Source organism: Pseudomonas sp. B21-019 (assembly GCF_024749225.1).
Classification (GTDB): Bacteria; Pseudomonadota; Gammaproteobacteria; order Pseudomonadales; family Pseudomonadaceae; genus Aquipseudomonas.
Genome location: NZ_CP087193.1, coordinates 3,374,937 through 3,393,118, shown reverse-complemented (window position 1 = coordinate 3,393,118; position 18,182 = coordinate 3,374,937). Strand labels below are relative to the sequence as shown.

The following is an 18,182-nucleotide window of genomic DNA, read 5'->3' as shown; positions in this document are numbered from 1 at the left end:
TGTTGTTTGTACGAAAAATCATCCTGAAAGGTGCAATCCAGACGTATTGGGTAGTGGGCTATCGGTTGCGTGACGGATGAACAGTGCAAAATTCATGAGCAAGTCCGTGACGTGATTACTGTCATTTTTTCTGCTTCAGGCAGCAGTTCTTGGCGCCTGTCGCTTGACGGTGTTACAGGCGCACCTCCACCGCCAGCGGCAAATGGTCCGACAGGTGCGTCCAGGGCTTGTAGCCGAGTATGCGTGGCTCATGACTGCTGGCATTGCGCAGGTAGATGCGGTCCAGGCGCAGCAGGGGAAACCGTGCCGGGTAGGTTTTCGCCGGGCGGCCGTGGTGGCGTTCGAATGCTTCATGCAGGTAGTCGCGTCGGGCGAGGGTAGCATTGCCTTGCAACTGCCAGTCGTTGAAGTCGCCGGCAATGATTACCGGGGCGTCGTCTGGTAACGATTCGAGCAACAGGCAGAGCAACTGCAGCTGGAGTTGTCGATGGCTTTCCAACAGGCTCAAGTGCACGCAAATGGCATGCACTTCGGCATGGCCCGGTACATCCAGGACACAGTGCAGCAAGCCGCGCCGCTCGGGGCCGGTGATCGAGACATCGAGGTTGCGAAATTCGCGGATCGGGTATTTCGACAGCAGGGCATTGCCGTGATGGCCGTCGGGGTAGACCGCGTTGCGACCGTAAGCGAAATCGCTCCACATGCTGTCGGCCAGGAATTCGTACTGCGAGGTCGGTGGCCAATCGTTGTAACGGGAAGAATGGCGGTCGTGTTCACCGACCACTTCCTGCAGGAACACCAGGTCCGCCGACGTACTGCGTACCGCTTCGCGCAGTTCCGGGAGGATGAAGCGTCGGTTGAGGGCGGTGAAACCCTTGTGAGTATTGACCGTCAGTACTCTGAGTCGGCGAATCGTCGGGGGCGTGTTCGATGGCACTGATTCGACGGCTTGGCGTTCGGCATCGTGGGTCACGTTCACTCCTCTGAATCAGGGCTGCTGTATGTATGCGACTGATGCGTGGGCGAGCAGTTCAAACACATTCACCACACCCGTAGCAGCTGTCGAGCACCGCGAGGCAGCGTTCGGTGTGGGCCGCATTCGGACGTAGCCGTCGTGAATCCGGCTGACGCGGTTTGCCTGATGCACCGTAAGTTCCGGTTTTACGACGGCTACGCCGCCGAACGCAGCCTCGCAGGCTCGGCAGCTGCTACGAGCGAGTCCGATCAGACAAACACAATTTCATACGGCAACCGCATGCGTTCCAGAATCACTCGTGGCAGCAGCGGGGCGATGCCGATCGCCGGTTCGCCGTCGAGCTGGCTGGCGTAGGCATAGGTGGCGTGGCTTTTGCGCGCGACAGTCCAGGTGTCGAGGCGTAGCTTGCGTGCGCGATGCCAAGGAAGTTGCCCGTGGTCGCGCATCGGCCAGTGCCAGGCCCAGACCGGTATTTCGTTGAGCGTCGCCCCGACCAGGGCGGCGGCCCTGGCGCTGGCCCGGCCGACAGCGTCGTGGTCGACGTTGCCGTCTTCGCGCCAGGTGGTGAATACCACATCGCCGGGGCGCAGGTAGCGGACGATGAACTGGGTCAATTCTGACTCCCGCTCGTCCAGAGCGTTGTCGGTGAAGCCGCCGCGAATCCACTTCAGGCTGTGCATCGGCAAGCCGAGCCGGCGCAAGGCTTCGACACTTTCCTGGGGGCGGAACACGCTCAGGCGTTTTTCTGACCACTGTCGCGACCCCGGATGGCTGGCGCTGCCATCGGTAATCGAGATCAGTTGCAGAGGATGACCAAGGGCGCACAACAGTTGCAGCAGGCCACCGCAAGTCACCACTTCATCGCCGGGATGCGGGGCGATTATCACCGCGCGAGCTCCAGCAGGGACCAGTGTTTCGGTGTTGATGACGGGGATGTTGTCCAGTTGTGGGGCGCTGTTCCAGATCTGCGCAGACAAGCTGTTTTCGCTGATGGAAACCGGTTTCATAGGCGCTACATCCTTGTTCTGTCTGGCCCTCAGTCGTGCGCAATGCTTGCAAGGGCGCAAGCCTGGCAGACCCGTGAAGGCGGGTAGATAGCAATGTGCGGCGCTCCGAACCCTGGATTGCCGCGGTCAGAGTATTGCCCATGAAACGCTATTCGTCGCCTCAGCCTTTGGTCTCATGCGGTTTTTTTAACCCTGGCTGTGTCAGGCTTTGCAAAAAGTCACCGAAACCGTCCCTTGGTAGCAGCTGCCGAGCCTGCGAGGCTGCGTTCGGCTGCGAAGCAGTCGTGAAGTCAAACGATGCGATCTTGCAGATATACCGTGCACTCAGGTTTTACGGCGGCTGCGCAGCCGAACGCAGCCTCGCAGGCTCGGCAGCTGCTACAGATATTATGGTGATCACTTTCACTCTTCTTCCTCATGCTGCAGTTCAAACAACAGCAGCGAACGGCCAGTAACCGAATATTGGCGACCAAACTCAAAGCGTTCCTGGCCCCGAATCGACGGTTGATTGGTATCGATCATGCAGGTCCAGAAACCGCCGTCAGGCACTTCCGGCAGCAGGAAGTTGACGATGTCATGGTGCGCGTTGACCACCAGCAGCAGGGTTGCGTCGGCACCCTTGCGGCGAATGCCGGTTTCCTGGGCGCGGCCATCGAGCAGTATGCCCATGCAGCGACCGTGACCTTCTTCCCATTGCTCATTGGACATTTCGCTGCCGTCCGGGGCCAGCCAGGTCACGTCCTTGACCCCGATGTCTTCGTTGTAATTGCCCACCAGGAAGCGCCCGCGCCGCAGGATCGGATAGGCCAGGCGCAACTTGATCAGGCGTTTGACGAACTTGAGCAGCGCCTTGCCGTCTTCGCTCAGGTCCCAATTGACCCAACCGATCTCGCTGTCCTGGCAATAGGCATTGTTGTTGCCTTTCTGGGTGCGGGCGAACTCGTCGCCGGCCACCAGCATCGGCGTACCCTGGGACAGCAGCAGCGTGGCGAAGAAGTTGCGCATCTGCCGCAGGCGCAGGGCATTGATCTCGGGATCGTCGGTGGGGCCTTCGACGCCGTGGTTCCACGACAGGTTGTTGTTGCTGCCGTCCTGATTGTTCTCGTCGTTGGCCTCGTTGTGCTTGTCGTTGTACGACACCAGATCGTTGAGGGTGAAACCGTCGTGGGCGGTGACGAAGTTCAGCGAAGCATACGGTCGACGGCCGCGCTGGTTGAACATCTCTCCGGAGGCGGTCATGCGGCTGGCGAAGTCGGCAAGCTGGCCGTCGTCACCTTTCCAGAACGCGCGCACGGTGTCGCGAAATTTGTCGTTCCATTCGACCCAGCCCGGTGGGAAGTTCCCGACCTGATAACCGCCGGGGCCACAGTCCCAGGATTCGGAAATCAATTTCACCTGACGCAGCACCGGGTCCTGACGACAGGCAACAAGGAAGCTGTGCCGTTCGTCAAAGCCGTCATGGTAGCGGCCGAGGATGGTTGCCAGGTCGAAACGGAAACCGTCCACGTGCATTTCCGTGGCCCAGTAACGCAGCGAGTCGGTGACCATTTGCAGCACGCACGGGTGGCTCAGGTCCAGGGTGTTGCCGGTGCCGGAATCGTTGATGTAGTAGCGTTTGTCGTCGGGCCTCAAACGGTAGTAAGAGGCGTTGTCGATGCCGCGCATGGACAGGGTCGGGCCTTGTTCGTTGCCCTCGGCGGTGTGGTTGTAGACCACGTCGAGGATCACTTCCAGATTGGCCTCGTGCAGGTGCGCGACCATCTCCTTGAACTCGGCGATCTTGCCGCTGGCCAGGTAGCGCGGGTCCGGGGCAAAGAACGCGATGCTGTTGTAACCCCAATAATTGGTCATGCCTTTGTGCAGCAGATGCTGGTCGTTGACGAAGGCATGGATCGGCAGCAACTCCACGGTCGATACGCCGAGCTTGCGGATATGTTCCAGCACGTCATCGACCATCAACCCGGCGAAGGTGCCGCGCAGGTTCTCGGGAACGGCGGGGTGAAGCATGCTGAAACCGCGTACGTGAGTCTCATAAATGATCGTCTTGTCCCATGGCACGCTGACCCGATGGTCATGGCCCCAGGTGTGGGCCGGGTCGATCACTTTGCACTTGGGCACGAAGGGCGCGCTGTCGCGCTCATCGAAACTGAGGTCGGCGTCGGGGTGGCCGATGGTGAAGCCGAACAACGCTTCGGACCATTTCAATTGGCCGACCAACTGTTTGGCATAGGGGTCGATCAGCAGTTTGTTCGGGTTGAAGCGATGACCGTTGGCCGGGTCGTACGGCCCGTACACGCGATAGCCGTAGATCAGCCCCGGATGGGCGTCGGGCAAGTAGCCGTGGTAGATCTCGTCGGTGTATTCCGGCAGCTCGATACGCTCCAGTTCCACCTCGCCGGCATCGTCGAAGATGCACAGTTCGACCTTGGTCGCGTTAGCCGAAAACAGCGCGAAATTGACCCCCAGGCCATCCCAGGTCGCGCCTAGCGGGAAGGGCAAGCCTTCACGGATTCGCGAGGCCTCGTGAGGTTCGGGCGCGGTTTTCTTTGGACTGGTCATAGCTGCTCCTGCAACGGTATTTTTCGAGGGCGAATGCGCTCTCGGTGGCGAGCGGGCTCGCCACGAAGTCAATCAGGACAAGACAGTGAAGCGTCAGACCTCGGGTGGTTTACGCGCGGTGCGCGGCTTTTTCACGGTGGTTTTTTCGCCCGGCGGGATCACTGCCGAAGCGGCAGCGGGTTTGGCTTTGGGCTTGGCGCGGGGTTTGGTTTCGAGGCCCTTGCCATTGACCAGCTTGCCATCGGGCTTGCCGGCCGCGGGCTTGCTTGCGGTTTTGCTGCTGCTCGTTTTGGCTGGTTTGCCGGGCGCCAGGGCTTCGGCCTCGGCGAGTTTGCAGGCCATCTCCCAATGGCGGGCTTCCTGGCCCTCGGGTTTTCCTTCGGATTCCCAGATTTGATAGGCAAATTCGCGAATGCGTTTTTCGTCGGTACTCATCGCAATGCTCCTGAACTGAACTCAAGTTTGGGTAAAGAGATTGACCGGGAAATCCCCCAGCGCGGCGCCGACCATCAGCTCCTTGTGTTTTGTGACTGCGACGCTGGTAAAAAGTCCCTTCAGATTTTCTTCGGTGGCCGTGAACGGCAATTTGATTCGGGTATCGCCCCACAGCGACGCGTCAATCTGGGGGGCGGCACTGTTTTCCAGCAGTCCGGCACAACGTATCGGTACGGCCACGATTGCCCGTTTCCCCTGCCATTCTCGAGCAAACGCCAGTACCCGGTGAGCCTGGCTGCCAATCACTTCAAGGGCTTGATAAGTGCCTTTTTGAAACAGTTCGGCATGCCCGGCACGCCGGTTCAGCGCCCGGGCGATCAAGGTTTGCTTGATGCGCCCGTTACGCCAGTTCGCCAACAGAGCGGACAGGTCAAGCGGTAGGTGCATGGCCTGCTGACGGCTGACGTAATCCACCGGCCGGCGGTTATCCGGATCGACCAGCGAGAAGTCCCAGAACTCGTTGCCCTGATAGAGATCCGGCACTCCCGGCACGGTCATTCGCAGCAAGGTTTGCGCCAATCCATTCAGTGCACCCGGGACGGCAATGCGTTGAGCGGCTGCCTCGATGGCCGCGCGCAATGGCTGACCTTCGGGGCTTAGCAGCAGGCGTTCGAGAAACCCGTGGGTCGCCTGTTCATACACCTCGTTTGATGCGCTCCAGCTGCTTTGTAACTTGGCTTCGCGCAGGGCTTTGCGTTGCCACTGCCAGAGGCGTTTGGCGTAGTCCTCGAGCGCAGGTTGATCGTCGCTACACAATTCCAGTGGCCAACTGCCGAGGATTGCTTGATACAGAATCAGTTCGTCGCCCGCCGAGGGCGCGCCGGGGTCGCTGCGCAGTTCGCCCGCGAGGGTTTGCCAGTGCTCGACCTGTTCGGCGTACCAGGCGCTGCGCTCGCTCAACACCGCCAGCCGCGCGCGGGTATCTTCACCACGTTTGTGGTCGTGGGTCGCGGTGGCCAGCAGGTTGTCGGGGAACTCGGCGAGGCGATTGGCGCAGGCGGCATGGAAGTCGGCAACCGGGGCGCTGAACTGCTCGGTGTTGTAGCCGACATCGTTGCGCGACAGCAGCACCGCCGAGCGATAAAGCGCGGTGTCTTCCACCGCTTTGGCGGCCGTCGGTGAGGTCAGTTGCTGGAAGCGCACGCAGGCATGCTTGAGCAGTTTGCGTGGACGGCCCACCGGGCGCTTGCGCCAGGGTTGGCCACCGAGCCAGCCGGCCAGGCAATCGAGCACCGGCCAGTCGGCCTCGCCAAGGGTTTGCCTGGCACCGGCCATGGCCTGCTGGAAAAACATCTCGTCCTGGGCCGCGCGACCCAACGGGCTGATGTAAGTGCGGTACACCGGGAAGTGCACGATCAGTTCCTGCAAGGCCCGCCGGATCGCGCCGAGGGTCAGGTCCCGGGTCATCAGGTCGTCCCGGGCCACTTGCAACATGGCGTGGGCAACACTTTCGAAATCGCCTGCGAGGGAGCCGTTGAGAATCTGCTGGCGCGCCAGTTGTGCCTCCTGGCGGAAATCGGCGGGCCGTTCGCTGTGCCGGCTCCAGAGTTCGCCCAAGGCCTGGGCGCCTTCGGGGTCGTGTTGCAGCAGCGACAACTGGTTCATGAATTCGTAACCGGTACTGCCATCGACGCACCAGTCGCGGTGCAGGGTTTCGCCTTCGCCGAGGATCTTTTCGACGTAGATCGGCAGGTGTCGGCCCGGTGCCAGGCGATCGACCCTGCGCCGCAGTTTGCGGCAGTAGCCCCGCGGGTCGGCGAGGCCGTCGATGTGGTCGATGCGCAGCCCGTCGACCAGACCTTCGGCCACCAGCTCGAAGATTTTTGCATGGGTCGCCTCGAACACCGCCGGCCGTTCGACGCGCAGGCCGCCCAGTTCATTGATATCGAAAAAGCGCCGCCAGTTGATGTCGTCCGCCGCGGTGCGCCAACTGGCCAGGCGATAACTCTGGCGCTCCAGCAACGTGTGCAGGCGCTGGAAACCTTCGGGGGTAAGCGAGTCGTAAGTGCTGAGGGTGTACTGGATGGCATCTAGGATGGCCGGATCGCTAGCCAGTTCGCGCAGTTCCGTTTTCAGTGGAACCGCCAGGCTGTGGGCATCGCTCTGGTAACTCAAGGTGCTGAAGCGGTCTGCCAGGGATTTGAGTCGTTCAGCCTGCTCGACATTCAATCGGTCATCGGCCTTGAGCAGTTCGCCATAGTCGGTCGGGCAAATAGGGAAGTGGTGCTCATAGTGCTCGACATGAAAGGCGCCGCGGCGGGCATCGAAACGCAAGGGCAGGGTGCCGTCCTGCAAGGCGATGCCGTAGTCGCTGCCCAGGAAGGGCAAGAGCAACTGGCCTTCCATCAACGGGTCGGGCGAGTGCCATTGAATGTCGAAGAATTCGCCGTAGGGGCTCAGCCGTCCCCATTCCAGCAAGTCGAGCCACCAGGGATTGTCGCCCCCGCCGACGGCCATGTGGTTGGAGACGATGTCGAGAATCAGCCCCATATGATGTTCGCGCAACGCAGCGACCAAACGGCGTAACGCCGCTTCGCCGCCCAGTTCAGGGTTGACCGTGGTCGGGTCTACCACATCGTAGCCGTGCATGGAGCCGGCGCGGGCGGCGAGTAGCGGCGAGGCATAGAGATGACTGATGCCCAGGCTGGAAAAATACGGCACCAGTGGCACCGCTTGATCCAGGGTGAAGCCTTGATGAAATTGCAGCCGCAGGGTCGCCCGCAGCGGCTGGCTGAGCGGTTGATTCATTGGTCACGCTCGGCCGCCTGAAGTCGCGCACAGGCGAGCAGTTCGAGGCGGCGGGCCGCATCCGGATCATCGAGCAGTGCCTCGCTGTCGCCGGGCAACCGGCGGGACCAGTTGGGGTGGGTGTCGGTGGTGCCGGGCAGGTTGGCCTGCTGTTCGATACCCAGGGCATCTTCCAGCGGCAACAACACCAACGGCGCGCGGGTATGACCGAGGAACCGGATGGCGGCGTCGAGCACTTGATCGGTTTCATGGGACTCTTCGCGAAAGTTCTGCGGGTCCTGGCTCAGCACTCGGCGCAAGCCTTCGCGCTCGCGTTCGCGATGGCGGCGCCATTCGATTTCGCCCGTGGCGTCGGTCAGGCCCAGGCGCGCGCTCCAATCGATATCGCGGCTATGCCACCAGCCATTGAGCGTCGGCAGATCATGGGTGCTGGTGGTGGCCAGGGCGTTGTCCGGCCAGTCGAGAATCGGTTTGAAGTGCGTGTTGTCCTGTTCGAACAACAGCACGCGCATGCCGAGGATCGAGCGTGCGATGAGTTTTTCACGCAGGCCATCGGGCACGGTGCCGAGGTCTTCGCCGAGGACGATGGCCTGATGCCGATGGGATTCGAGGGTCAGCAGGCGTAGCAGATCATCCACCGGATAATAGAGGTACGCTCCGTCGCTGGGCGGTGCGTCTTTAGGGATCACCCACAGCCGTTGCAGGCCCATGACGTGATCGATGCGCAGGCCGCCGGCATGGGCGAAATTGGCCCGCAGCATTTCGATGAACGCGCGAAAGCCGTTACGCACCAGACCTTCGGGGGAAAACGCGGATATCCCCCAGCCCTGGCCGGTGCGGTTGAGGATGTCGGGTGGCGCACCCACGGTCAGCGAGGCGAGTAATTCGTCCTGGCGACTCCAGGCCTGGCTGCCGCCGCCGTCAGCGCCCACCGCCAGGTCGGCGATCAGGCCGATGCCCATGCCGGCACCACGGGCGGCGGTTTGTGCGCGCTCCAGGCTGCGCGCAATCAGCCATTGGCAGAATGCGTAATAGCCGATGCGGGCCGAGTTCTCTTCGGCAAATTGCGCCAGGGCGGCGCTGCGCGGGTTACGCCATTGCTCGGGCCACTCGCGCCAGTCGAGGCTTTCACCGCGCCTTGCACGGGCTTCCTGGATCGCTTCGAAGCGGCAATGATTTTCCAGCGCTTCGCCACCGGCGTGGCGGAAGCTGCTGAAGTCGGCATGCAAGGGGTGTGCGCCGTGGGTGAATCCTTCGTACAAGGCTTCCAGCAAGCGATGTTTGGCCTCGGCGGCGGTGGGCCAGTCGATCAGCGGCAATGCCTCGAGGTGCTTGAGTTCGGCGGCAAGGTCGGTGGCGTCGATTGCGGTGCGCAGGGCACGCTCGCCGAGAATTGCACCGGGCGCCGCGTACAGGCTATTGAGGAACAAACGGCTGGACGGCGAGTAAGGGCTGTAACGCTGGGTGTCGCCGCTGAACATCGCATGCAGCGGGCTGATCGCCAACGCTTCGGCGCCCCGTTCGCCGGCCACCCGGGCCAGATCTTCGAGGGCCTGGGTATCGCCGAAACCGCCATCGCCGGGGCGGCGCAGCGAATACAACTGCACGCTCAGGCCCCAGGCGCGCGGGGTTTGACTGTCAACGGCGTCGCCGACGCTGTAGCAGCGCTCGGGCGCCACCGCCAGGGTGAACGACTGATCGTCGATGCTGACGTGCTGATAACCCACCGGCACCAAACCGGGCAAAACAGCGTTGTCATCGAGCTTGAGGTTGAGCCGCGAGCCGTCTTCGAGATGGATCTCACACGGGGTTTGCGGTGCAAAGTAGTGGGCCAGATCAAGACCGACGCCAACGTCGCAGGTCAGCAGCGGCGGCAGGTGCCGGGTTTGCTGTGCCTCCTGCAGTTGCAGCAGGCTGGCGTCGATTTCCTGGGCGGTGCTGGCGGGATGGCCAAGCCCGATAAGCACTGAGCGCAGCACCGCCGGCGTGACTTTTTGTGGCCGGCCGTTGGCGTCGATCCAGTCGACGGCCAGGCCGGCTCGGCTGGCCAGTATTTCCAGTTGCGCATCGCTCATGGTCGCTCTCCATCCGGGGGTAGCAAAGGGGCTGCGGCTGTGAGGCTGACGAGCGCGCAATACGGGGCAAGGGTGCCCTGATCCAACAGACCGGCCGAGTGCGGCGGGTATTCGAACAGCAGCGTCGCGTCGGCCTGTGGGGTGTGGACCACGGCTGCGTCGCTGAGGTTCAGGTCAATGCGCAACTGACTGCCATCGCCCAGCCGCCAGCGTGCCGACACCGCGCCCTCGGCCAGTAGCTGCGCGCCCAGCGCATGGGCGCCGGGCAACTGCGGGATGATGTGTTGATGGCGGATTTGCAGCAGTCGACGATACAGCTCATGAATGGCCGGTTGCCGGGTGGCGGTCAGCTTCGGCCGCGACGCTTCGAAAGTCTGCATCGCGTTCGGGTCGGGAATCTGCTTGCGTTTGTGCGGGTCGGCAAAGGCGCTGAAGGCCGCGAATTCGTTGCGTCGACCTTCGCGCACCAACTCCGCCAGTTCACCGTGGTGGCTGGTGAAGAACAGGAACGGTTGCTCGGCGGCGAACTCATCGCCCATGAACATCAGCGGGATCATCGGCGACAACAGCAGCAACACGGTGGCGGCGTTGAGGGCCTCGGAACGGGCCAGTTGATGCAGCCGCTCGCCAAAGGCGCGGTTGCCGATCTGGTCGTGGTTCTGCAGGAACAGCACGAAGGCCGTCGGCGGCAAGTGACCGCTCGGTTCACCGCGCGGCGTACCGTGGCGGGTGATATGGCCTTGAAACACGAAACCCTGGCTCAGGCAACGGGCCAGTTGTTCGGTGGGGTTTTGCGCATAGTCGGCGTAATAGGCGTCGGTTTCACCGGTGAGCAACACGTGCAGGGCGTTATGGCTGTCGTCGTTCCACTGCGCGTCGAAACCTTGCTCCAGCAGGCTGGCCTGGTTGTGCTCGTTTTCCGCCATCAGCCACACGTGCCGCGCCGGATCGATTTGCCGGCGAACCCGTTGCGCCAGCTCTTGCAGGAAGTCCGGGTCTTCGATGGCGTGCACGGCATCCAGGCGCAGGCCGTCGAAGCGGTATTCCAGCAACCACATCAACGCATTGTCGATAAAGAAGTCACGCACCTCGCGCCGGCGAAAGTCGATGGCTGCGCCCCACGGGGTGTGTTGGTCTTCGCGGAAAAAGCCTTTGGCGTAGCGATGCAGGTAATTGCCGTCCGGGCCGAAGTGGTTGTAGACCACGTCGAGAATCACCGCCAGGCCATGGCCGTGGGCCGTGTCGATCAGGTGTTTGAGTTGTTCGGGCGAACCGTAGGAGGCCTGTGGTGCGTAAGGCAGAACCCCGTCATAGCCCCAATTGCGTTCGCCGGGAAACTGCGCCAACGGCATCAGTTCGATGGCGGTAATCCCCAACTCGACCAAGCGCGCCAGATGCTGCTCGACCTCGCTGAAACCGCCGAGCGCACCGACATGCAGTTCGTAGATCACCGCCTCGTTCCATGGCCGACCTTGCCAGGCACTGTGTTGCCAGCGATAGGCGAGGGGATCGACCACCACGCTGTGGCTGCCGATATCCCCTGCCTGCGCGCGGGAGGCCGGGTCCGGCACCTCCAGCTCGCCATCGATGTTGTAGCGGTAGCGGGTACCCGCGGGGCAGCGGGTCTTGATCACAAACCAGCCATCGGCCTGAGGCAGCAGTGGCAGGGATTGTCCGTTTTCCAGTTCAAGACTGACGTAAAACGCATCTGGCGCCCACAAGGCAAAACGCGTGTGTTCAGCGTCCAGCATGATTGCGCCGTGGGGCCAGGTTTCAAGAGTCCGTAACGGCATCGTTGAAAACCTCTTACTGTTTGCCCGATTTACCCAGCGCTTTAGCCACCAGTTGTTCGTAGAGTTCGGCGTAGGGTTCGACCGCCTTGCACCAGTTGAAAGGCGCCGCCATGGCCCGGCAACGCATGGCGTTGAGCAGGCCGGGGAAGGCGAACACCTTGAACGCGCGGCTCAGGGCTTCGCGATAGCTCTCCACGGTGGATTCGTCGAAAAGAAAACCGGTCACGCCGTTTTCAATGGTGTCGGCCAGGCCGCCGGTATTGCGCGCCACCGGCAATGAACCGAAGCGCTGGGCGTACATCTGGCTCAGGCCGCAAGGTTCGTAACGCGAAGGCATCAGCAGGAAATCACTGCCGGCAAACATCCGGCGGGCGTCGGTTTCATTGAAGCCGATGTGCACGCCGATTTGCCCGGGGAAGCGCAACGCCAGCTCACGCATGGCTTGTTCTTCTTCCGGTTCGCCACGGCCGATAATCGCGATCTGCCCGCCGTTGGCGACAATGTATTCGGCCACCGCTTCGGTCAGGTCCAGGCCTTTCTGGTAGACAAGTCGCGAGACCACGGCGAACAGCGGGCCTTCGCAATCATTCAGGCCGAACAACCGGCGAACGTGCGCCGCGTTGACTGCTTTACCGTCCCAGTCGCCGATGCCGAACGGGCAGAACAGGTGCGGATCGGTGGCTGCGTCCCAGCTTTCATCGATGCCATTGGGAATCCCGCTGAGCAGACCTTGCTGGGTCTTGGCGGCGAGAAAACCGTCGAGGCCGCAGCCGAAGGCCGGCGTGGTGATTTCCTGGGCATAGGTGGCGCTGACGGTGGTGATGTGACTCGAGTAGGCCATGCCGGCCTTGAGGAACGACATCTTGCCGTAAAACTCCATGCCTTCTTGCTGCAAGGCGTGCACGGGAATACCGAGTTCCGGGCACGAACCGAGGCTGGTGACGCCCTGGTACGCCAGATTGTGGATGGTGAACAGGGTCGGGGTGCGTTGGCCACGCCAGTGCATATAGGCAGGGGCCAGGCCGGCGGGCCAATCGTGGGCGTGCACCAGATCCGGGCACCAGTGAATTTGTGCGAGGTTGGCGGCGATATCGGCGGCCGCAAGGCCCAGGCGGGCGAAACGAATATGGTTGTCTGGCCAGTCACGGCCGTTGTTGGCGCCGTAGGGTGAACCTTCGCGCTCATACAGTTCAGGGCAGATCAACACGTAAATGACCAGGCCGTCAGGCATGTCCATGCGCCCGATCTTGCAGGGCGGCAACGCGGCGTGCCCGCCCAGTTCACCGATGATATGAATCGGATTTTCGCTGTTCAGCACTTGCGGGTAACCGGGGATCAACACCCGGACATCGTGCAGGTGAGCCATGGCTCGCGGCAGCGCGGCGGAAACGTCGCCCAGGCCACCGGTCTTCACCAGATCGGCAATCTCCGAGGTAACGAACAACACTTTCTTCTTGTTGGGATTCTGACGGACTACCGGTGCCAACGCCTTGGTGACCGGGACGCTGACCGATTTGGCGGTAAGGGCTCCCACGGTGTTGGCTTCGCCGACCTGCTGAAGAGCACGTTCTCCCTGAACATCTAACGCCGTACTGATCATATGCATCTCCCCGTGTTGTTGATCTGATTCCAGGCCTGGCACAAACGGTGTTGGCCAATTCCTGTGGCCGGGCGCAAACGCGCTACGCATCGGTGAGCAAGTGCTGCCCATGCGCTGAAGCTCAATGGGTGGAGTGGCTGTTGCAAGGAATGCACCAGTCGCTGTGCCCTACCTTTCAGCTGACCTGAAGCCAGCACCAAAAGTTTCTATTTATTTCACCGAATGACCAGTCGGTTTTATTCCCCGAAAACAGTCTAGGCCAGAACCTAGAGCGGGGTGGTCAACCGGACAAATTGTTCGACAATCGGTTGGAGGAGGGTACAAAACACACGGGCTTTATGGGGGAACGCACCGACGAAGGGCAGGTTTGTTTTTTGGAGTGGGTCAAATCGGGACCAGTAAGTCACGATAGTTGGGCACGATGGAATAGGGATTGCACCATTGCGGTGCGCAGGATTCAGGAGGGTGTGGTGGATTTGAGGGACTCTTCGCGGGCAGGCCGCGCTCTCACAGGGGAATGCATTTCACATGTGGGGGCGCGGCTTGCCCGCGAAGAACGATAATGCCGTCTCAGCCCAGCAACCGAATCGGCGCCCCGGCCGCCCAAGCCTGAATGTCCACGATCATCTGCGAAAAGAACAGCTGATAGTTCTGTCGGCTGACGTACCCGATATGGGGTGTGGCCAACACATTGTCCAGGGTTCTGAACGGGTGATGGCGGGGCAACGGCTCGTGCTCGAACACATCCAGCGCAGCACCCGCCAGACGTTGTTTCTGCAGGGCCTTGATCAGCGCCGCTTCATCGACAATCGGCCCGCGCGCAGTATTGACCAGCCATGCCGTGGGCTTCATCCAGTCCAGCGCCTGAGCGTCCACCAGCCCTCGGCTGCGCTCGCTGAGCACCAGATGGACCGACAGCACATCAGCCTGTTCGAACAGTTCCTGCTTGCTGACATAGGTCACGCCGACTTCGGCGGCCCGTTCACTGGTGAGGTTTTCGCTCCACGCAATGACGCGCATGCCGAACACCTGGCCGAATTGGGCAACCCGTTGACCGATACTGCCCAGGCCGAGGATCGCCAGCGTCTTGCCCTGCAAGTCGCCACCCAGGCCTTGCTGCCAAAAGCCCGCGCGCAAGGCGTTGGCTTCGGCCACCAGGTTGCGGGTCGCGGCCATGATCAGTGCCCAGGTCAGTTCTGGCGCGGCATGTTTGTAGCTGTCGGTGCCGCAGACCTGGATGCCCAGCGCGGCGGCGGCCTTCAGGTCCAGGGCGGCGTTGCGCATGCCGCCGGTGACCAACAGTTTGAGGGTGGGCAAGCGGCGCAGCAGGTCTTCGTCGAACCGGGTGCGCTCGCGCATCACACAGATCACCTCGAATGCGCCCAAGCGCTCGGCCAGGGTTTCGTTATCGGCCGGGTAGTCATGGATAAAACTCACCTGGCCGATGCTGTCCAGCACTGACCAGTCCACCACGTCGCGCGCTACGTCCTGCCAGTCATCGATCACCGCAATCTGCACCGCCATCAGCCTTACCTCATCAACGAACGGGATTGGTTTTGTTCAGCCAGCCGAGCAACGCCTGATGAAACTTCGCCGGCTCCTCCATCTGCGGCGCGTGGCCCAGACCCGGGAATTCAATCAGTGTCGACTGGGGGACCAGCTTCGCCACTTGCTTGCCGAGTACATCGTAATGACCGATTTTCGCCTTGACCTCGGGCGGTGCGATGTCTTTGTTGATGGCTGTGGTGTCGGAGGTGCCGATCAACAGCAGGGTCGGCACTTTCAGGTCCTTGAACTCGTAGTACACCGGCTGGTTGAAGATCATGTCGTAAATCAGCGCCGAGTTCCGCGCCACCGCTGTTTTGCCCGGTCCTTTGGCCAGGCCTGCGTACATGTTCACCCAGCGGTCAAACTCGGGCTTCCAGCGGCCGTCGTAATAGGTGGTGCGTTGGTAGTCATGAATACCTTGCGCGGTCACTTTCAGCTCGCGCTCATACCATTGATCGACCGAGCGATATGGCACGCCGAGGGCTTTCCAGTCTTCCAGGCCGATGGGGTTGACCAGCGCCAGTTGTTCGACCTGATCGGGGTATTGCAGCGCATAGCGGGTGGCGAGCATGCCGCCGGTGGAGTGGCCGAGCAGGGTCGCCTTTTGTATGCCGAGGGCTTTGAGCAGTTGCTGAGTGTTGCTCGCCAGTTGCTGGAAACTGTACTGATAGTGGTCCGGTTTACTGGAGGTGCAGAAGCCGATCTGGTCCGGGGCGATGACCCGGTAACCGGCCTCGCTCAGTGCCTTGATCGAGCTGTCCCAGGTGGCTGCGCAGAAATTCTTGCCATGCATCAACACCACGCTGCGGCCGTTGGCCTTGCCTTGGGCGGCAACGTCCATGTAGCCCATTTGCAGGGATTTGCCCTGGGATTGAAAGGCGAAATGCTTGACCGTGTAGGGGTAGTCAAAGCCCTGGAGTTCCAGGCCGTATTCTGGTGTTTCGGCCTGGGCCTGGTTCTGGGCATAAACGAGAACCGGCAGTGCCGCCGTTAGCAGCAGGCCGGGTAACCAGCGGGAAAGGATGGGCGACATGGGGAAACTCCACAGGAAATCCGCCGATGCTGGATTGGCGTGATTAGGGTGACATTAAACGCAGTCAAGCCATTCCCCTCGCGATGCACTCTTTTTGTAGCAGCTGCCGAGCCTGCGAGGCTGCGTTCGGCTGCGTAGCAGTCGTCAAACCAGAGCTTTCAGTGCATCAGGCAAACTGCGTCAGCCGGATTCACGAAGGCTTCGCCGCCGAACGCAGCCTCGCAGGCTCGGCAGCTGCTACGGCGAACGCCGATACACGGGGCCTTTCGTTCAACCCATCCAGCCCAACGTGGCCATTGCCAGTACGCCATAGCGGGCACCCTTGGCGAGGGTCACGATCATCAGGAAACGCCCCAGCGGTTCGCGCATGACGCCGGCCACCAGCGTCAGCGGGTCGCCGATGATCGGTACCCAACTCAGCAGCAAGGACCAATGACCGTAGCGCAGATAATGTATTTGGGCTTGTTGAAGATGACGAGGGCTGACCGGAAACCAGCGCCGCTCGCGAAACCGCTCGATGCCGCGCCCCAGCCACCAGTTCAGCAGCGACCCCAGCACGTTGCCCAGCGTTGCCACTGCCAACAGCGACCAGAGCCAATACCGGTCGCTGAGCAACAACCCCACCAGCACCGCTTCGGACTGCAAGGGCAGCAGGCTCGCGGCGCCGAACGCCGCGAGAAACAACCCGATGTAGGCACCGAACATCAATGGGCGGGGTAGTCCGCCACCACCACGTCAGTGCCGTCCTTTTGCAGGCCGATCACCTGATAGGCGTCGCTCATGCCGTCCATTTCCATCCCGGGCGAACCCATCGGCATACCGGGGGCGGCAACTCCCAACAGATCGTCACGCTTGCTCAAGGCCAGAACTTGGTCGGCCGGCACATGGCCTTCGACAAATTTGCCGTTGATCAAAGCGGTGTGGCACGACGCCAGGCGAGGCGGCACGCCGTGTTGTTGCTTGAACTGGCTCATGTCGGTTTCAACGTGGTCTTCGACCTTGAAGCCGTTGGCTTCCAGATGGCTGACCCATTTTTTGCAGCAGCCGCAATTGGCGTCGCGGTGAACTTCGATCGGGATCAGGTCGGCGGCCTGGGTCAGGGAAGAGATGAAGAGGGCGCTCAGGGCGGCCAGACGCAGGTGGGTTCGCATGGGAGTCTCGTCTCGGGTTGCGGCCAAAAAAGATGCATTTTGACCAATTTACCTGACAAGGAGACAGGGGATTGTTTCTAAGTAATACAGAACAGCTGCGCAGCGTTCGGCCGCTCACACAGCCGAACGCACGCTTCGCCAGCAGCTACCGGTCGAGCAACTTCATGACTTCCTCCGGATAACGCAGGCCTGCCGTGGCATTGGCCGGGAATATCGCTTCAAGGGCCTGCAACTCTTCGCGGCTCAGTTTCACCTCCAGCGCGGCCACATTTTCCTCCAGGTATTTACGCTGTTTGGTGCCCGGAATCGGGATCAGGTAATCCCCTTGAGCCAAGACCCAGGCTAAGGCCAATTGGCCGGCTGTCACGCCTTTGTCGGCGGCCAGCGTTTGTACCTGCTGCACCAGCAACAGGTTTTTGGCAAAGTTTTCCCCTTGGAAACGCGGGCTGAAGCGACGGTAGTCGTCTGCAGCGAAGTCATCCGGGCTTTTCAGTGCCCCGGTCAAAAAGCCCCGGCCCAACGGACTATAAGGTACAAAGGCCACGCCCAGGCGCTGGCATGCGACCAGGCAACCGTTCTCTTCCTGATCGCGGCTCCACAGCGAATATTCACTTTGCAGGGCGCTGATCGGATGAACCTTGTTCGCTCGCTCCAGTGTGTCGACCGAGGCCTCACTCAATCCCAGGTAACGCACCTTGCCGGCCTTCACCAGTTCGGCCATGGCGCCGACGGTTTCCTCGATGGCCACCTGCGGATCGATGCGGTGCTGGTAATACAAATCCAGGGTTTCCACGCCCAGGCGCTTGAGGGTGCCGTCGATCGCTTCGCGAATGTATTCCGGGCGACCGTTGACGCCACGCGCGCCGGGGTTGGACGGGTCGCGGACAATGCCGAACTTGCTGGCCAGGAACACTTGGTCACGCTTGCCGACAATCGCCTTGCCGATCAGCTCTTCGTTGGTGTGTGGGCCGTACATGTCTGCCGTGTCGAGCAGGTTGATCCCCAACTCCAGCGCACGATGCAGCGTTGCCGTGGCTTCGCGGGTGTCCACGCCGGTGGTGTAGAAATCGGTCATGCCCATGCAGCCCAGACCGATGGCTGACACCTGTGGTCCGTTCTTGCCCAGTTGACGTGTTTGCATGAAATGAACTCCCTGTGGATGTAGGCGCTTAGTGTCGATCTCGACAGAACGAAGAT

Annotated in this window: 13 protein-coding genes; all 13 read right to left on the bottom strand. The window is 61.5% G+C overall.

The window, feature by feature from the left end:
• Positions 1 to 172 precede the first annotated feature (172 nt).
• Positions 173 to 973, bottom strand: coding sequence for an endonuclease/exonuclease/phosphatase family protein (locus tag LOY36_RS15125; RefSeq protein ID WP_019650001.1), 801 nt, complete (start codon positions 971 to 973; stop codon positions 173 to 175).
• Positions 974 to 1,224: 251 nt separating this feature from the next.
• Positions 1,225 to 1,983, bottom strand: coding sequence for a PIG-L deacetylase family protein (locus LOY36_RS15120; protein WP_019650000.1), 759 nt, complete (start codon positions 1,981 to 1,983; stop codon positions 1,225 to 1,227).
• 402 nt (positions 1,984 to 2,385) lie between these two features.
• Positions 2,386 to 4,542, bottom strand: coding sequence for a glycogen debranching protein GlgX (gene glgX / locus LOY36_RS15115; RefSeq protein ID WP_019579260.1), 2,157 nt, complete (start codon positions 4,540 to 4,542; stop codon positions 2,386 to 2,388).
• 93 nt (positions 4,543 to 4,635) lie between these two features.
• On the bottom strand, positions 4,636 to 4,977 hold the full coding sequence (locus LOY36_RS15110) for a DUF2934 domain-containing protein (protein WP_258668599.1): 342 nt from the start codon (positions 4,975 to 4,977) through the stop codon (positions 4,636 to 4,638).
• A gap of 21 nt (positions 4,978 to 4,998) precedes the next feature.
• A complete protein-coding gene (locus LOY36_RS15105; protein WP_258668596.1) occupies positions 4,999 to 7,785 on the bottom strand; it encodes a malto-oligosyltrehalose synthase in 2,787 nt (928 codons plus the stop codon).
• The gene (gene malQ / locus LOY36_RS15100) at positions 7,782 to 9,860 is read right to left on the bottom strand and encodes a 4-alpha-glucanotransferase (protein ID WP_258668594.1); all 2,079 of its coding nucleotides are present in this window, start codon (positions 9,858 to 9,860) and stop codon (positions 7,782 to 7,784) included. The genes LOY36_RS15105 and malQ overlap by 4 nt, the downstream gene beginning before the upstream one ends.
• Positions 9,857 to 11,653, bottom strand: a complete 1,797-nt coding sequence (gene treZ / locus LOY36_RS15095) for a malto-oligosyltrehalose trehalohydrolase (protein WP_258668593.1) — start codon at positions 11,651 to 11,653, stop codon at positions 9,857 to 9,859. Before treZ ends, malQ begins: the two co-directional genes overlap by 4 nt.
• A gap of 13 nt (positions 11,654 to 11,666) precedes the next feature.
• Entirely contained in the window at positions 11,667 to 13,253 is a 1,587-nt protein-coding gene (gene glgA, locus LOY36_RS15090) for a glycogen synthase GlgA (RefSeq protein ID WP_258668592.1), read from the bottom strand.
• A gap of 570 nt (positions 13,254 to 13,823) precedes the next feature.
• Positions 13,824 to 14,777, bottom strand: a complete 954-nt coding sequence (locus LOY36_RS15085) for a D-2-hydroxyacid dehydrogenase family protein (protein WP_258668590.1) — start codon at positions 14,775 to 14,777, stop codon at positions 13,824 to 13,826.
• A gap of 13 nt (positions 14,778 to 14,790) precedes the next feature.
• On the bottom strand, positions 14,791 to 15,834 hold the full coding sequence (locus LOY36_RS15080; RefSeq protein ID WP_258668588.1) for an alpha/beta fold hydrolase: 1,044 nt from the start codon (positions 15,832 to 15,834) through the stop codon (positions 14,791 to 14,793).
• A 270-nt stretch (positions 15,835 to 16,104) separates the two neighbouring features.
• Positions 16,105 to 16,539 carry a YqaA family protein gene (locus LOY36_RS15075; protein ID WP_138867644.1) on the bottom strand — a complete coding sequence of 145 codons (435 nt, stop codon included), beginning with the start codon at positions 16,537 to 16,539 and terminating at the stop codon, positions 16,105 to 16,107.
• Positions 16,539 to 16,985 carry a DUF411 domain-containing protein gene (locus LOY36_RS15070; RefSeq protein ID WP_258668586.1) on the bottom strand — a complete coding sequence of 149 codons (447 nt, stop codon included), beginning with the start codon at positions 16,983 to 16,985 and terminating at the stop codon, positions 16,539 to 16,541. Before LOY36_RS15070 ends, LOY36_RS15075 begins: the two co-directional genes overlap by 1 nt.
• Positions 16,986 to 17,130: 145 nt before the next feature.
• The gene (locus LOY36_RS15065; protein ID WP_258668585.1) at positions 17,131 to 18,126 is read right to left on the bottom strand and encodes an aldo/keto reductase; all 996 of its coding nucleotides are present in this window, start codon (positions 18,124 to 18,126) and stop codon (positions 17,131 to 17,133) included.
• Positions 18,127 to 18,182: the final 56 nt, after the last annotated feature.

What these genes read in the sequence shown, in the direction of transcription:
- LOY36_RS15120 (WP_019650000.1), bottom strand. Translation starts at nt 1,983, where the DNA reads ATGAAACCGGTTTCCATCAGCGAAAACAGCTTGTCTGCGCAGATCTGG.
- glgX (WP_019579260.1), bottom strand. Translation starts at nt 4,542, where the DNA reads ATGACCAGTCCAAAGAAAACCGCGCCCGAACCTCACGAGGCCTCGCGA.
- LOY36_RS15110 (WP_258668599.1), bottom strand. Translation starts at nt 4,977, where the DNA reads ATGAGTACCGACGAAAAACGCATTCGCGAATTTGCCTATCAAATCTGG.
- LOY36_RS15105 (WP_258668596.1), bottom strand. Translation starts at nt 7,785, where the DNA reads ATGAATCAACCGCTCAGCCAGCCGCTGCGGGCGACCCTGCGGCTGCAA.
- malQ (WP_258668594.1), bottom strand. Translation starts at nt 9,860, where the DNA reads ATGAGCGATGCGCAACTGGAAATACTGGCCAGCCGAGCCGGCCTGGCC.
- treZ (WP_258668593.1), bottom strand. Translation starts at nt 11,653, where the DNA reads ATGCCGTTACGGACTCTTGAAACCTGGCCCCACGGCGCAATCATGCTG.
- glgA (WP_258668592.1), bottom strand. Translation starts at nt 13,253, where the DNA reads ATGATCAGTACGGCGTTAGATGTTCAGGGAGAACGTGCTCTTCAGCAG.
- LOY36_RS15085 (WP_258668590.1), bottom strand. Translation starts at nt 14,777, where the DNA reads ATGGCGGTGCAGATTGCGGTGATCGATGACTGGCAGGACGTAGCGCGC.
- LOY36_RS15080 (WP_258668588.1), bottom strand. Translation starts at nt 15,834, where the DNA reads ATGTCGCCCATCCTTTCCCGCTGGTTACCCGGCCTGCTGCTAACGGCG.
- LOY36_RS15075 (WP_138867644.1), bottom strand. Translation starts at nt 16,539, where the DNA reads ATGTTCGGTGCCTACATCGGGTTGTTTCTCGCGGCGTTCGGCGCCGCG.
- LOY36_RS15070 (WP_258668586.1), bottom strand. Translation starts at nt 16,985, where the DNA reads ATGCGAACCCACCTGCGTCTGGCCGCCCTGAGCGCCCTCTTCATCTCT.
- LOY36_RS15065 (WP_258668585.1), bottom strand. Translation starts at nt 18,126, where the DNA reads ATGCAAACACGTCAACTGGGCAAGAACGGACCACAGGTGTCAGCCATC.